At 36.9% G+C, this 13706-nt stretch carries 12 protein-coding genes and 16 tRNA genes; 27 read left to right on the forward strand and 1 reads right to left on the reverse strand.

The window, feature by feature from the left end; genetic code table 11:
• The first annotated feature begins 1 nt into the window (after position 1).
• From BQ5371_RS00515 to BQ5371_RS00615, 21 genes are all read left to right on the forward strand, one after another.
• Entirely contained in the window at positions 2-634 is a 633-nt protein-coding gene (locus BQ5371_RS00515; protein WP_071132040.1) for a YigZ family protein, read from the forward strand.
• Between the two features lie 176 nt (positions 635-810).
• A tRNA-Val gene (locus tag BQ5371_RS00520) sits at positions 811-886 on the forward strand.
• A 3-nt stretch (positions 887-889) separates the two neighbouring features.
• Positions 890-966: transfer RNA gene (locus tag BQ5371_RS00525), tRNA-Asp, on the forward strand.
• 33 nt (positions 967-999) lie between these two features.
• Positions 1000-1074, forward strand: a tRNA-Thr gene (locus tag BQ5371_RS00530).
• A gap of 6 nt (positions 1075-1080) precedes the next feature.
• Positions 1081-1165 (forward strand) — tRNA-Tyr (locus BQ5371_RS00535).
• Between the two features lie 9 nt (positions 1166-1174).
• Positions 1175-1249, forward strand: a tRNA-Gly gene (locus tag BQ5371_RS00540).
• Positions 1250-1253: 4 nt separating this feature from the next.
• A tRNA-Gly gene (locus tag BQ5371_RS00545) sits at positions 1254-1327 on the forward strand.
• A 45-nt stretch (positions 1328-1372) separates the two neighbouring features.
• Positions 1373-1449: transfer RNA gene (locus tag BQ5371_RS00550), tRNA-Arg, on the forward strand.
• A 24-nt stretch (positions 1450-1473) separates the two neighbouring features.
• Positions 1474-1549 (forward strand) — tRNA-Gln (locus BQ5371_RS00555).
• 4 nt (positions 1550-1553) lie between these two features.
• Positions 1554-1629, forward strand: a tRNA-Lys gene (locus BQ5371_RS00560).
• 4 nt (positions 1630-1633) lie between these two features.
• Positions 1634-1722: transfer RNA gene (locus BQ5371_RS00565), tRNA-Ser, on the forward strand.
• Positions 1723-1754: 32 nt separating this feature from the next.
• Positions 1755-1847, forward strand: a tRNA-Ser gene (locus tag BQ5371_RS00570).
• Positions 1848-1862: 15 nt separating this feature from the next.
• Positions 1863-1938, forward strand: a tRNA-Trp gene (locus tag BQ5371_RS00575).
• Positions 1939-1944: 6 nt separating this feature from the next.
• Positions 1945-2021, forward strand: a tRNA-Pro gene (locus tag BQ5371_RS00580).
• Between the two features lie 44 nt (positions 2022-2065).
• A tRNA-Pro gene (locus BQ5371_RS00585) sits at positions 2066-2142 on the forward strand.
• 21 nt (positions 2143-2163) lie between these two features.
• A tRNA-Ile gene (locus BQ5371_RS00590) sits at positions 2164-2240 on the forward strand.
• A gap of 34 nt (positions 2241-2274) precedes the next feature.
• Positions 2275-2350, forward strand: a tRNA-Phe gene (locus BQ5371_RS00595).
• A gap of 136 nt (positions 2351-2486) precedes the next feature.
• Positions 2487-3647: a YibE/F family protein gene (locus BQ5371_RS00600; RefSeq protein WP_071132041.1), complete on the forward strand. Its 1161-nt coding sequence runs from the start codon at positions 2487-2489 to the stop codon at positions 3645-3647.
• On the forward strand, positions 3648-4262 hold the full coding sequence (locus tag BQ5371_RS00605; RefSeq protein WP_071132042.1) for a thymidine kinase: 615 nt from the start codon (positions 3648-3650) through the stop codon (positions 4260-4262). It abuts the gene before it with no gap.
• Between the two features lie 157 nt (positions 4263-4419).
• A complete protein-coding gene (locus BQ5371_RS00610; protein ID WP_135354772.1) occupies positions 4420-5457 on the forward strand; it encodes a YibE/F family protein in 1038 nt (345 codons plus the stop codon).
• On the forward strand, positions 5451-6245 hold the full coding sequence (locus BQ5371_RS00615) for a YibE/F family protein (RefSeq protein ID WP_071132044.1): 795 nt from the start codon (positions 5451-5453) through the stop codon (positions 6243-6245). The genes BQ5371_RS00610 and BQ5371_RS00615 overlap by 7 nt, the downstream gene beginning before the upstream one ends.
• Here the strand turns inward: BQ5371_RS00615 and BQ5371_RS00620 are convergent.
• Positions 6237-7223: a TIGR01212 family radical SAM protein gene (locus BQ5371_RS00620; protein ID WP_071132045.1), complete on the reverse strand. Its 987-nt coding sequence runs from the start codon at positions 7221-7223 to the stop codon at positions 6237-6239. The two genes, BQ5371_RS00615 and BQ5371_RS00620, sit on opposite strands and share 9 nt — an antisense overlap.
• 116 nt (positions 7224-7339) lie before the next feature.
• Here BQ5371_RS00620 and BQ5371_RS00625 point away from each other — a divergent pair, with 116 nt between their 5' ends.
• The 6 genes from BQ5371_RS00625 (at position 7340) to fmt (ending at position 13678) form a co-directional block, all read left to right on the forward strand.
• Positions 7340-8287, forward strand: coding sequence for an AEC family transporter (locus BQ5371_RS00625; protein ID WP_071132046.1), 948 nt, complete (start codon positions 7340-7342; stop codon positions 8285-8287).
• A gap of 80 nt (positions 8288-8367) precedes the next feature.
• The gene (locus BQ5371_RS00630; protein ID WP_235821158.1) at positions 8368-9027 is read left to right on the forward strand and encodes an epoxyqueuosine reductase QueH; all 660 of its coding nucleotides are present in this window, start codon (positions 8368-8370) and stop codon (positions 9025-9027) included.
• A gap of 143 nt (positions 9028-9170) precedes the next feature.
• Entirely contained in the window at positions 9171-10181 is a 1011-nt protein-coding gene (gene asnA / locus BQ5371_RS00635; protein WP_071132047.1) for an aspartate--ammonia ligase, read from the forward strand.
• A 32-nt stretch (positions 10182-10213) separates the two neighbouring features.
• On the forward strand, positions 10214-12217 hold the full coding sequence (gene priA, locus BQ5371_RS00640) for a replication restart helicase PriA (protein WP_071132048.1): 2004 nt from the start codon (positions 10214-10216) through the stop codon (positions 12215-12217).
• Between the two features lie 19 nt (positions 12218-12236).
• Positions 12237-12740, forward strand: coding sequence for a peptide deformylase (def, locus tag BQ5371_RS00645; protein ID WP_071132049.1), 504 nt, complete (start codon positions 12237-12239; stop codon positions 12738-12740).
• Positions 12737-13678, forward strand: a complete 942-nt coding sequence (gene fmt, locus BQ5371_RS00650) for a methionyl-tRNA formyltransferase (RefSeq protein WP_071132050.1) — start codon at positions 12737-12739, stop codon at positions 13676-13678. The genes def and fmt overlap by 4 nt, the downstream gene beginning before the upstream one ends.
• The last annotated feature ends 28 nt before the right edge of the window (positions 13679-13706 follow it).

Consider the following 13706-nt stretch of genomic DNA (forward strand, 5'->3'; position numbering starts at 1 on the left):
TATGATTTTATATAAAACCATATATGATGAAGCAGAAACAGAGCTTGAAATTAATAAATCTAAATTCATTACAAATATAAAACCTGTGAACGGTTATGAAGAAGCTCAGGAGTTTATATCTGAAATTAAAATAAGATATAAAGACGCAACTCACAATGTACCTGCACTGGTATGCGGTGAAAAACAAAATATTCAATGGGAGAGTGACGACGGCGAGCCATCTGGGACATCAGGGCCACCAATATTAAGGATGATGGTTTCGCTGGGATTGACAAATTCGGTAATCGTGGTTACAAGATATTTTGGTGGTAAACTTCTAGGTACAGGAGGACTTGTAAGAGCGTACTCTGAATCTGCTAGAAAGGCAATTGATACTGCGGGGATAGGTATTGTAAAAGAAAAAATTATTCATACCTATATTATAGACTACTCAATGCTTGGAAAGATAAGCAATGCTGAAAAAGATGGTCTTTTTAATATTATATCAACGGAGTATAGAGACAAGGTGTCTTTGGAATTATCGGTTGATACAGAAAATTCTAAAGCATTAAAATCCTTAGTTCAAAATATTTGCTCTGGGAGAGAGTTGCTAACAAAAAGCAGGGTAGAGATGATAAAGGAAAGGCTTGTCTAAGCTATCAAGTTCAATAAAGCACATGACTTTACTTGCATATGGTTTAACTAATTTTACTGGCATATGATTTAGCAGGAATAAGCAAGTCCAGAGTGATAAAATAAAAAAGCAAAAATAAAATATTGACACAAAATATCATATGTGGTATTATCATCGTTGCAGTCGGAAACTGCTCAGGACGCATAGCTCAGCTGGGAGAGCACCTGCCTTACAAGCAGGGGGTCATAGGTTCGAGCCCTATTGCGTCCACCATATGGCCGGGTAGTTCAGCTGGTTAGAATGCCAGCCTGTCACGCTGGAGGTCGTCGGTTCGAGCCCGATCCCGGTCGCCATTTTTTTAACCACCAAGGCTATCAAGAAGATATGCTGATGTGGCTCAACGGTAGAGCATCTGATTTGTAATCAGACGGTTGGGGGTTCGATTCCCTCCATCAGCTCCAATATATCGAGGGATTCCCGAGTGGCCAAAGGGGGCGGACTGTAAATCCGTTAGCTTTGCTTTCGATGGTTCGAATCCATCTCCCTCGACCAATATAATATGCGGAAGTGGCTCAGGGGTAGAGCATCGCCTTGCCAAGGCGAGGGTCGCGAGTTCGAATCTCGTCTTCCGCTCCAATGTGCGGATGTAGTTCAATGGTAGAACCTCAGCCTTCCAAGCTGATGGCGTGAGTTCGATTCTCATCATCCGCTCCATTTTTTACAATAAAGTAGGCATTTGTCAAGTTAGATGCGAGTCATGGGCCCGTAGCTCAGCTGGATAGAGCAACGGCCTTCTAAGCCGTGTGTCTGGAGTTCGAATCTCCACGGGCTCACCATAATTTATTTATAACCCTTAATGATGGGGTATGGCCAAGTGGTCAAGGCAACAGACTTTGACTCTGTGATTCGCAGGTTCGACTCCTGCTACCCCAGCCAACTTGACCCATTAGCTCAGGCGGTAGAGCACTTGACTTTTAATCAAGGTGTCCGGAGTTCGAGTCTCCGATGGGTCACCAATTTGGAGAGGTGTCCGAGTGGTTTAAGGAGCTGGTCTTGAAAACCAGTGATTCCGAAAGGGACCGTGGGTTCGAATCCCACCCTCTCCGCCAAAGGTGGAGTAGCAAAGGTAGTTCGTTCATAAGGAGAAGTACTCAAGAGGCTGAAGAGGACGGTTTGCTAAACCGTTAGGGTTCGAATACGGGCCGCAGGGGTTCGAATCCCCTCTTCTCCGCCACTATTTATTTGATGTAGGGGTATAGCTCAGTTGGTAGAGCAGCGGTCTCCAAAACCGCGTGCCGTGGGTTCAAGTCCTACTGCCCCTGCCACACTAACGGGGTGTAGCGCAGCTTGGTAGCGCAACTGGTTTGGGACCAGTGGGCCGCGGGTTCAAATCCTGCCACCCCGACCAATAGAAACCAATATAAATTTAAATATTTGACTCTTTGGTGACAACGGGGTGTAGCGCAGCTTGGTAGCGCAACTGGTTTGGGACCAGTGGGCCGCGGGTTCAAATCCTGCCACCCCGACCACATATCTATATGATATTTTGTGGGCCATTAGCTCAGTTGGTCAGAGCATCCGGCTCATAACCGGCAGGTCCTGGGTTCAAGTCCCCGATGGCCCACCAATAATTTAATAAAGAGATTTTACAATCGAAATTTGCCCAGATAGCTCAGTTGGTAGAGCAAGGGACTGAAAATCCCTGTGTCCTTGGTTCGATTCCGAGTCTGGGCACCATGAGAAGCACCAATGATGTATTAAACACATTGGTGTTTCTTATTTTTAATAATAAATTCTGATATAATATGATGAAGTTTTAATATGTTCTTATATCGGGCATTTATATGATAAAAGGTATAGGCGGAGGATTGAGATGAATAAGCACAGCAAACTGCAAAAAGCTCTCCTGTGGATTATAGTAGTGCTTGTTTCAGCAATTATAATCATAGTTGGAAGCAAGAAAACAACCAAAAATATCGACTTTTTTAAATATGATAGCAATGTAACAGAGCACGCTGTTGTAACATCTGTAGGTAAAAAAACAATTCATGAGAGAAGTCAGGGAACAGATGTAACAACAAAGGACTATGAGATCGCTTTTAAATGCAAAATACTCTCAGGAAAACATAAGAATGAAATTGTAAATGCGGTGCAGACAAAGAGCTCAAATTATGCCTTAACTGCAAAAGTAAAGATTGTAGAAAATGGAGATAGGGTCCTTCTCACTGACAGCGGTGGGTGGCAATTTGTAGATTATTATAGACTTGATAAGATAGGTATACTTGCTATTATTTTTGCAATAGGACTTATCATTATCGGTCTAAAAAAAGGAATAAATGCTCTAATTTCACTGACATTTACAGCCTTATTTGTATTTTGCGTTTTCCTCCCATGGATAATGAATGGATATAATATTTATTTGGGGATTTTGTTAACTTGCACATTTACCATTGTTATGACATTGCTTCTTATAGAGGGTGCTACAAAAAAATCTCTAGTAACTATGCTAGGCTGTTTTGCTGGAACGGGAATGGCTGCTCTTGTAACATATATATCAAATATATTTTTGCATTTGACGGGAATGACTGATGAGCATTCTATTTATATAACGATGCTTTTTCCTGATAAGCCAATAGATTTGGTTGCTTTAGTTTTCTCTGGAATAATAATTGGAGCACTCGGAGCGATAATGGATGTGGCTATGGACATTTCATCTTCTCTAAATGAAATAGTAATTCATGTTCCCGATATAAAATTTACAGAGCTATTTAGGAGCGGAATGAGAATTGGCAGGGATATAATGGGAACGATGTCTAACACGCTTATACTGGCTTATATTGGTAGCTCTGTGACCGATATAATGCTACTTATAACTTATTCTTCTTCCATTGTCGAGCTTGCGAATAGAGAGGTTATAATAGCGGATATGCTTCAGGCTCTGGCAGGGAGCATGGCAATACTTCTAACCGTACCATTTACCGTTGTACTTGCAGGAATTGTCTATCTTGGTAAGAGGAGGATAAAAAAGGCTTAAATGGCACAATTATATTATAGATATAGCACCATGAACGCGGGAAAGTCGCTTGAACTGATAAAAGTTGCTCATAATTATGAAGAAAGAGGGAAAAAAGTTCTCTGCCTAGCACCGGTGCTAAATGAAAGCGATAAATCAGGAATCATTAATTCGAGAATTGGCCTTAAGAGGGATGCAATTTCGGTTAAAGACGATACAAATATTTTAAAATTATTTATGCGAATTTCGGAAAAGGAAAAACCGGACTGCGTACTTGTAGACGAATGTCAATTTCTGAAAAAACATCATATTCTTGAACTTGCAGAAATTGTCGACACCTTTGACATACCAGTTCTCGCCTATGGACTAAAAAATGATTTTAAAAATGAGTTATTTGAAGGCTCATATTACTTGCTCATCTATGCAGATAAGATTGAAGAAATAAAGACAATCTGCTGGTGCGGAAGAAAAGCTACAATGGTTGCAAGAATTATAGATGGTAAAATAAAAAGAAGCGGTGAGCAGGTCTTGGTAGGCGGAAATGAGATGTATGTGTCATTATGCAGGAAGCATTATATGGACGGCAGGATCGGTCATGGGCTTATAAAGGAGATAAAAAATAAAGAGATCAAATAATAGTATTTTAAATTCAGAAAATTCAAAAGATAAATTATTAGCGAATGCAAATAATTCAAAAGCAAATTTATTAGCAAATGCAAAAGAAAAAAAGACTAAGATTTTAAGGCTTTTAATCTCTATATTGATAATTCTATCTATATATTCTTTTCTCAAAATGGATTACGAGCTCTATTCAAAAACTATAGCGACAATTTCTTCGGTTAAAAATACATATCAATATTCTAAAAAAAGTCCTGATGATAATTATAGTGAAAAATATTATAAACAGGATATTAGGGCAGTTATAAAAAATGGAAAATTCAAGGGAAAAGAGATTGAACTTAAAAATCAATATGCTAGTTCAGAAGTATATGATATAAAATATAAAAGTAGAGATGATATTTTCGTTGATAATCTAAGAGAAAAAGATGGGATTTTAACAGGCGTTCCCTCGGGAATAAAGAGAGATTATATAATAATTATTTCCTTGACGCTTCTCTTTTCCATCTTTCTTTTGATTGGAAAAAGGGACGGATTTTTAACATTTATTAGCTTAGCAATTAATATAGGGGCATTTTATGGAATAATCATTCTATATTTTAAAGGATTTAATATCCTTTATCTCAGCATACCTATGATAGTATTTTTCACCTTTGTCTTGCTTATATTTTTAAATGGAAATGGCAAAATTACATGGACCTGTTTTCTCTCCTCTATAACAGCTATCGCTATAACAGGGCTCATAACTTATCTCACCATGTCTTTTTCATCTGAGCCCGATTACGATTTTATGGATTTTATTTTACAGCCTTATTCACCAATTGATGCAAGGAGGATATTCTTCTCCGAGACCCTTATAGCCTGCATGGGAGGAGTTATGGATGTATCAATTGCAATAATTATTACGCTAAAGGAGATTCTTGATAAAAATTCGAATATAAGTAATAAAGATATATTTTTTTCTTCGAGAAATGTCGGAGATGACATAATTGGAACGATGATACCTGTAATGTTTTTTACAAATATAGCTACAGAAATTCCATTTTTTATACTTTCTCTTAGAAATTCAATGACTTTACATTCAATTATTAAGCATCATTCATTCTTTATACTGGCAAGATTTCTCACTGGTAGCATAGCAATTGTGCTCGCAGTACCTATTTCGGTCTTTTTTACGATAATTTTACTTAAGAAAGGTAAGGATATATGCTGATTAAACTTTCTATTGTTTTGATAGCACTGATATTAATTTTTTGTGGAAATAAAGGTGCAAAATCAATAGCGACGACTGTTATAAATATTTCTGTCTTAGCCCTTTATATATATTTAATATATAAGGGAGTAAATCCTGCCTTTGTTACAATACCTATATCAATCATCTTCATTTATTCAATATTGATTTATCAAAATGAGGAAGATATTAAGGCGAGGATAGCCTTGGCATCGGTTATATCGGTAATAATATTAATCATTCCGCTCATTTATATCCTTTCACAAAAGCTTGCCTGCCATGGAATTAGTGAGTTTCAATATGAGATAACTGATTCAAACGGATATACGAGAAACATAGGAATAAATATGCTTTTGATACAAAATTCAATCTTGATAATTTCATTGATTGGAATTATGTGTGATACTGCAATGGCTATTTCTTCATCAATATTTGAGATAAATAAGAAAACGCTATCGATAGATAGAAAAGATGTGATTAAAGCATCTGATGAGATTTCTAGATATGTGCTTAGCACATCTATACATACTATATTCTATATCTATATGGCTGAATTTATGACCTTAATCATGCAATTTGTAAAAAATATGAGTTTTTCAGAGATGCTTAATAGCAGTTCTTTTGCAGAGGGTATTTTGTCAATAACTATCAGTGGCTGTGGCTCGCTTCTCGTCATACCTATAACAAGGATGATAAGCATATATTGTATTGAAAATAATATAGAAAGGATTAGAGATATACCTAAGGCATTTAAAAATAGCTTATGCTAACCTACCCTGATATGTATCACGCTCTTTTAACTTGCGATTTATCGAATTTAATATAGTTCTTTTTTTATAACTCCATTTAGGAGAAAGTAGCAATTTCCTCGGAACATCGCCGGTTAGCCTGTGAATGGTAATGTCAGTTGGTATTAACTCGAGCATATCTACTACAAAATCGGTATATTCATCAATGCTTTTAAAATATGGCTGGTATTCTCCTATATTATCAGGATCTATTGCACCATTTTTCATTGCAAGAGGTGAGTTTTTTATTAAATTCATCAGATGAAGCTTTATGCCAAATGGCTTTTCACAGCGATTGCATACATAGTCAAGGGAAGATAGCATATCGTCCTTTGTTTCATGCGGAAGTCCGAGTATAAGGTGGGTTACAAATCTTATATTTCTTCGCTTTAATTCCTTTGATGCCTTGGCATAATCAGATGAGGAATAACAGGTATTTAGCTCTTTTAGTATTATGTCATTTCCCGTCTGAAGTCCAAGCTCTACCCACATAAAATTGTCCTTATTTATATCTTCAAGGAGGTTTAATATCTCGCTTTCGCCATCTTCATCTATTCCGAGGCAGTCCGGTCTTGTCGCTATGACGAGTCCACTTATTCTAGGCTCATCTAGGATTGCATGGTAGATATTATAAAGAGTGCCTGTGTCAGAATAAGTATTGGTATGACTCTGCAGGTAGCCGAGGTAGACAGCATTTTGCCACTTCTTTGACATTATCTCAATTTGACTTGATATGGATTCTGTGATTTGCTTTTTTAGTTCTGGAAAATTTTTCGCATCGACATGGGAAGCGAGCTCTCCTGAGCCGTCAGAAGAACAGAAGGTGCAACCGAGCTTGCTTAAACTTCCATCTCTATTTGGGCAGGTGAATCCTGCATCGATTGGAATTTTAATAGTTTTTTTACCAAAATAATCAATTAGATAATTGCTTATAGAATTATATTTTTCTCCGCCCTGCATTTTTTACCTCGTCAGTCAAAAAATCTTATAGATATTCTACAATTTTACTGAATAATAATCTATAATAAAAAGGTTAAAAGAAGATAATAAAATTTTAAATTAAAAGGAAGTATGAAATGTTATTAATATTTGGAAGAGTTTTCGGAATTTTTTCCTTGATACTCGTGGGATATATCACATATAGACTTGGAGTATTTGGGAAGGATGCAAAGGATTCGCTTACAAAGCTACTGCTTTATATTACAGCACCGTGCATGGCAGCATATTCGATTTATTCAAAGGAATTATCATCGAGATTGATAGAATCGACTGTTCAAGTTCTTATAGTTAACAGCCTATACTACGCAATTGGAGTTTTGGTTGCATATTTGATTGTTAAATATTTCAAATTTGAGCCCCGCGAGCAGTGGGGAGTTTATATAGCAGCTATGATAGCTACTAATAACGGATTTATGGGTTTTCCAGTTACGCAGGCAATTTTCGGAGATGATATTTTCTACCTTCTTGTCATGATAAATATTCCTACCTGTATTTTCTTTTATGGAATTATGCCTATGGTTTTAAACATCGGTCGTGATAGAGAAAAGGCGAACTTAATGTCGAATCTTAAGTCGATGATTAATCCTGCTATGATCGGAATTACGGTTGGAGTTCTTTTTATGCTAATGCAGTATAGACCGCCGGAAGCTATTAATTCCATAGTTAAATATCTTAGTGATGCAACAATACCAATTTCCATGATTATAGTAGGAGTTCAGCTTGGAGACAGCAATTTAAAGGAGATAATCAAGGATAAATATGTAAATTTAACGAGCATTGTTCGGATGTTTATAATTCCCGTGATAACATTCCTATCGGTGCATTTTCTCCCTATGTTAAATGACGAGGTAAAACTTATAACAGTATTTTCCAGCATATTTCCTACTGCAGTGGTTACAGCCGCTATCTCAGTACAGCAGAAGATAGAGGGAAATAAGGCGGCTGAAATAGTATCAATAACGACGGTAATTTCTCTCGCCACAATTCCGCTTTTTGCAGCCCTTCTGACTTATTTTTATTTATAGCCTGGCTATGTTATAATTGCCTTGCTATATATTTTAACAATAAATAGTAGAAAATTTTCAAGCATCACAGGGTGGACATTTTGGAGAAGAAAAGTTTATCAGCTGGTATGAATATATCATCATTTGAGAATAAGGAAGGTAAGAGAGAGAGCTTTAATCTTTTGCTCGACCCTTTAAAACCATCAGTTCTTCTTCACGCTTGCTGCGGTCCATGTGCGACATCTTGCATAGAGAGAATTGCCTTTGACTACAATGTGATTATATTTTTTTACAACCCAAATATCATGGATCCTTTAGAATATAATTTAAGAAAAGAGGCCTTGCTTAAATTTATCAAGATTTTTAACGAAGAAAATAAGGGAACTACCCATGTGAACTATATCGAGGGAAGATATGAGCCTATTGATTTTATAAAGAGGGCAGATAGGCTTAAAGATGAACCTGAAGGTGGCAGAAGATGTGATATTTGCTTCGAGATGAGGCTTTCTGAGACAGCAATAAGGGCTAGAGAAATTGGAGCTGATTATTTCACCACCACGATGTCAGTAAGCCCGCATAAGGATTATGATAATATTAAACATATCGGCTTAAGTCTTGAATCAAAATTAGGAATTAAATTCCTCGACATAGATTTTAAAAAGAAAAATGGCTTTGGCAGGAGCGTTGAACTCTCAAAAAAGCATGGGTTATATAGGCAGAAATTTTGTGGCTGCGAATATGCAAGAAATGCCGAAAAATAGAATACAATAAATTTCCAAATTAGAGGATGAAAATTAAATTATAAAGTTAAAAAACATTAAACAAGTTAAATTAATCGAAATTCATAATAAATAAGAAAAGAAATAGTAGAAGGAAAATATATAAACGAAAGGATAATGATAAAATGTCCAATCTCATCTTACCTGAGGGATATAAACCGATACTTGATCAGGCTGAAACGCAAAGAGCAATAAAGAAGATAAAGGATTATTTTCAAGCTGAACTCGCATATGGGCTGCAGCTAAGAAGGGTTACAGCACCTCTTTTTGTTGAACCTGCATCCGGACTCAATGATAATTTAAATGGATATGAGAGGCGTGTCGATTTTACAATAAAAGACATGGGAGAAAGAGATGTAGAGATTGTTCAATCCCTTGCAAAATGGAAGAGAATGGCACTCAATAAATATAAGGTTGAGCCCGGTCACGGAATATATACAGATATGAATGCAATCAGAAGAGATGAGGAGCTTGACAATCTTCACTCTATCTATGTTGACCAGTGGGACTGGGAAAAGGTTATCACGGAAGAGGATAGGAATGAATACTATCTCGAGAACACGGTTATAACCATTTATAATGCGATTAAAAATGCCTGTGATTATGTAAATAGACTATATCGCGATATTAAGACGATTATTCCAAATGAAATAGAATTTATAGATTCGCAGGATCTAGAAGATAGATACCCTGACAAGAGTCCGAAGGAAAGGGAAGAACTTGCTGCTAGGGAATATGGAGCGATATTTATCAAGAGAATAGGTGGAAATCTTAAATCTGGTAAGCCTCACGACGGCAGAGCTCCTGACTACGATGACTGGGAACTCAATGGTGATATAATCCTATGGGACGATGTTCTTGAAGTGCCTATAGAATTAAGTTCTATGGGAATCAGGGTTAATTCCGATGTCATGAAAAAACAGCTTGAGCTATCTGGTAAAATGGATAGGGCAAATCTGCCATTTCATAAAGATGTAATTGAGAATAGGCTTCCTCTTACTATAGGTGGAGGAATAGGGCAGAGCAGGTTATGTATGTTCTTCCTAAGAAAAGCACATATCGGCGAGGTTCAGGTATCTGTATGGCCGGAAGAAATGGAGCGTATATGCGAAAAGCATAATATTTTCCTATTATAGAGCTAATAAAATTCCTATTTTAGGGTGAAATAATGAAATATGTAGATGTAATTGTTGACAATAGAAGTGATAACACAGACACTTTTTATACATATAAGACTGATTTAGAAGTAGAAATTGGCGATAAAATAAGTGTACCCTTTGCTAGGCGTAAGAAACCTATTACTGGGTATATTTTTGATGTAAACGATGAGACAGACCTTGAAGAAATCAAGATTAAAGAGGTAGCGTCGGTAGATAAATCCGCATCTTTAAACTCTGAGATTATCGATACTGCAAAGTGGATGAAAATGAGATATGGTGTTAGATATATAGATGCCATAAAGCTTTTTACAACAGAGGGAAAGAGGGAAAAATCCATTGATATAAAAGATTATGAGCAGGCTGATTATGTGCCAACTCTGACAGAAGAGCAAAAAAATGCAATAGAAGAAATTTCGTCATCAATTTTAAGTAAAAAACATCAGACATTCTTATTAAAAGGTGTTACCAACAGCGGGAAAACTGAAGTTTATATGAAGAGTGCAGAGATCGCAATAAGAGAGGGAAAAAATGTAATTATTTTGGTGCCTGAGATTGCACTCTCCTCTCAGATGGCAAGGGTTTTCAAAGCGAGGTTCGGAGATGACATGGTTGCGATTTTTCATAGCAAGCTGACAAGGGGACAGAAGCTAACTGAATGGAATAGAATAAAAGGTGGAAATGCGAGGATTGTAATAGGTGCGAGAACTGCAATTTTTGCTCCTCTTGATAATATAGGCCTTGTAGTAATGGACGAGGAACACGAGTCGACATATAAGAGCGATCATACGCCAAAATATGACACAATCGACATTGCATATAAGAGGACTGCTTATTATGGAGCAACGCTGGTACTCGGAAGTGCTACTCCTAGCGTCGTTTCATTTAATAGAGCGGGAGTTGGAATATATAAGCTTATCGAGATGAATGAGAGAATAGGTGGAGGAGAATTTCCAACGACTTCGATAGTAGATATGCGTAATGAGCTAAGAAAAGGCAACAGAGGTAATTTTAGCTCAGAGCTTGCGTCTGAAATGCACAAAACTCTTGAAAAAGGCAAGCAGGTGATCTTATTTTTAAATAGAAGGGGTTTCTCAACTCAGATAACCTGCCTTTCGTGCGGTCACAGATTCATATGCGATGATTGTGGTATAAATATGACCTATCACAAATCTGAAAGAGCTGTCGTCTGTCATTACTGTGGTAAAAAAGAACCTGCTCCACACGAATGTCCTGAGTGCGGTAGCAAATTCCTTAAATTTATAGGCTCAGGAACCGAGAAAATTGAAAATGAGGCTAGGGCACTCTTTGACGGTTACTCGGTTGATAGATTTGATTTGGATACAGCAAAGAGCCAAAGAGATATTGACAAAACTCTCTCTAATTTTAGGGGAAAAAAGACGGACATATTGATAGGTACTCAAATTCTTGCAAAGGGTCTTGACTTTAAAAATGTTGGGCTGGTTGGCGTAATGCTAGCAGACACATCATTGAACATACCTGATTATAGAGCTTCAGAAAGAACATACCAGCTTATAACGCAGGTTAGCGGGCGAGCAGGAAGAGGGACTGACGGAGGCGGTAAAGTCATAATTCAGACATACCAGCCTGACAATGAGGTAATAAGGTCTGCTGCAAAAGGTGATTATGAGCAATTCTATATGAATGAGTTGCTACATAGAAAAATCATGTATTACCCACCATACTCTGATATAATTGAAGTATCATTTGCAGTAAAAGATAAAGATGATAGAGATGATGAAATGCTATTCATCTATGCAAATGATTTCTATAATAGGCTGATGACTAGCAAAAATGCTCCAGAAAATGCAAAATTATTAAAACCTGTAGCAGTTCGCTCGAGAGGGAAAAAAGAGAGGAGCAAGGTCACCTTTATTATTAAATCACCTATAGGTAGCAGGAATTATTATGTTAGAGCTTTTGCTGAATATAGGCAGAAGTTGATTCAAAATAGAGCAAATTTTTATATAGAAATAGATATAAACCCATATTAATTAAAAAAATGGAGATGCGATGGCAATTAGAAAGATTGTAAAAAGAGGAGATGAAATTCTCACAAAAAAGTGTAAACCGGTTAAGGAGATCACGCCTAGAATTAAAGAGCTGGCAGGTGATTTAATTGATACTATGAGAGATTCAAATGGAGTGGGACTTGCATCACCGCAGGTTGGAATTATTAAAAGATTATTCGTTGCCTGTCCATACATTCCTGAAAAATCAGACACCTTTGTTATGATAAATCCTGAAATCACATATCAAGAGGGAGAGCAGGAGTGCAGGGAGGGTTGCTTGTCCGTTCCGGGATACATAGGAATAGTAAATAGACCTTATAAGATAAGAATAAAATATCAGGACCTTGACGGCGAGTGGAATGAAGAAGAATTTGAAGGATTTGCGGCAAATGTAATCTGTCATGAATACGATCATCTGTCAGGCATATTATATACGGATAAGACCGACTTACTTATGACAGAGGAAGAATATGACGATTATATTTCGGAGAATGAAGAAGAATGAAAATAGTTTATATGGGAACCTCGGAATTTGCAGTTCCGGCACTAAAAGAACTAATTAAAAATGGATATGAGGTTGATCTAGTTGTGACACAGCCTGATAGAAGGGGTAATAGAGGGAAAATTCAGATTTCTCCAATTAAAGAGGTGGCTTTAGAACATGGATTAAAAATATCACAGCCCCTAAGAATTAGAAAAGATGAAGATTTTATGCTCATGCTCGAAGATTTAGAGCCAGAAATGATAGTTGTCGCTTCATTCGGACAAATTCTCCCAAAGAGGGTGCTTGATATTCCAAGATATGGCTGTTTTAATATTCATGGTTCACTTCTACCAAAATATAGGGGAGCTGCACCAATGCAATTTGCTATAGCAGATGGAATTTCAAATACCGGAGTTACTCTGATGAAGATGGACGAGGGACTTGACACAGGGGATATTGTATCAAAAAGAGAGATTTCGCTGGCAGGTAAGGATATATTTGACTTGACTGATGAGCTGTCAAGGGCGGGAGCTCAGCTATTGATTGAGGAGATCCCAAATATTATCAGTGGCAAGGCGATATATAAGAAGCAAGATGAGGAAGATGCGTCATTCACAAGGCTTTTAAAAAAATCAGATGGAGAGACCGATTTTAGAGATGATGCAAAAATAGAGATGAATAAGCTTCTAGCTTTTCGCAAGTGGCCTGTCCTTCACAGTTATTTAGATGGCAAATCATATAAGTTCTTCGATGCAGAAATTGTTAATTCGAGCAGTGATGCAGATAAATTTGGAATGGTTATTGATATAAATGATGACAATTTTATTATAAAATGTGGTAAGAATGCCTTAGCCATAAAGGAGCTTCAATTAGAGGGTAAAAAACGCATGAAGGCGAAAGACTTCTTAAGGGGCTCGAAAATAAAAATTGGTGATAGGTTCACAAAAAAGAAAGATTAAGAAAGATTAAAATAAAAAGGAGTATAAA

The organism is Alterileibacterium massiliense, from assembly GCF_900104645.1.
In the GTDB taxonomy this organism is placed as follows: Bacteria; Bacillota; Clostridia; order Peptostreptococcales; family Anaerovoracaceae; genus Alterileibacterium; species Alterileibacterium massiliense.

What these genes read in the sequence shown, in the direction of transcription:
- BQ5371_RS00625 (WP_071132046.1), top strand. Translation starts at nt 7,340, where the DNA reads ATGTTATTAATATTTGGAAGAGTTTTCGGAATTTTTTCCTTGATACTC.
- BQ5371_RS00620 (WP_071132045.1), bottom strand. Translation starts at nt 7,223, where the DNA reads ATGCAGGGCGGAGAAAAATATAATTCTATAAGCAATTATCTAATTGAT.
- BQ5371_RS00605 (WP_071132042.1), top strand. Translation starts at nt 3,648, where the DNA reads ATGGCACAATTATATTATAGATATAGCACCATGAACGCGGGAAAGTCG.
- BQ5371_RS00615 (WP_071132044.1), top strand. Translation starts at nt 5,451, where the DNA reads ATGCTGATTAAACTTTCTATTGTTTTGATAGCACTGATATTAATTTTT.
- BQ5371_RS00610 (WP_135354772.1), top strand. Translation starts at nt 4,420, where the DNA reads ATGGATTACGAGCTCTATTCAAAAACTATAGCGACAATTTCTTCGGTT.
- BQ5371_RS00515 (WP_071132040.1), top strand. Translation starts at nt 2, where the DNA reads ATGATTTTATATAAAACCATATATGATGAAGCAGAAACAGAGCTTGAA.
- fmt (WP_071132050.1), top strand. Translation starts at nt 12,737, where the DNA reads ATGAAAATAGTTTATATGGGAACCTCGGAATTTGCAGTTCCGGCACTA.
- priA (WP_071132048.1), top strand. Translation starts at nt 10,214, where the DNA reads ATGAAATATGTAGATGTAATTGTTGACAATAGAAGTGATAACACAGAC.
- BQ5371_RS00600 (WP_071132041.1), top strand. Translation starts at nt 2,487, where the DNA reads ATGAATAAGCACAGCAAACTGCAAAAAGCTCTCCTGTGGATTATAGTA.
- def (WP_071132049.1), top strand. Translation starts at nt 12,237, where the DNA reads ATGGCAATTAGAAAGATTGTAAAAAGAGGAGATGAAATTCTCACAAAA.
- asnA (WP_071132047.1), top strand. Translation starts at nt 9,171, where the DNA reads ATGTCCAATCTCATCTTACCTGAGGGATATAAACCGATACTTGATCAG.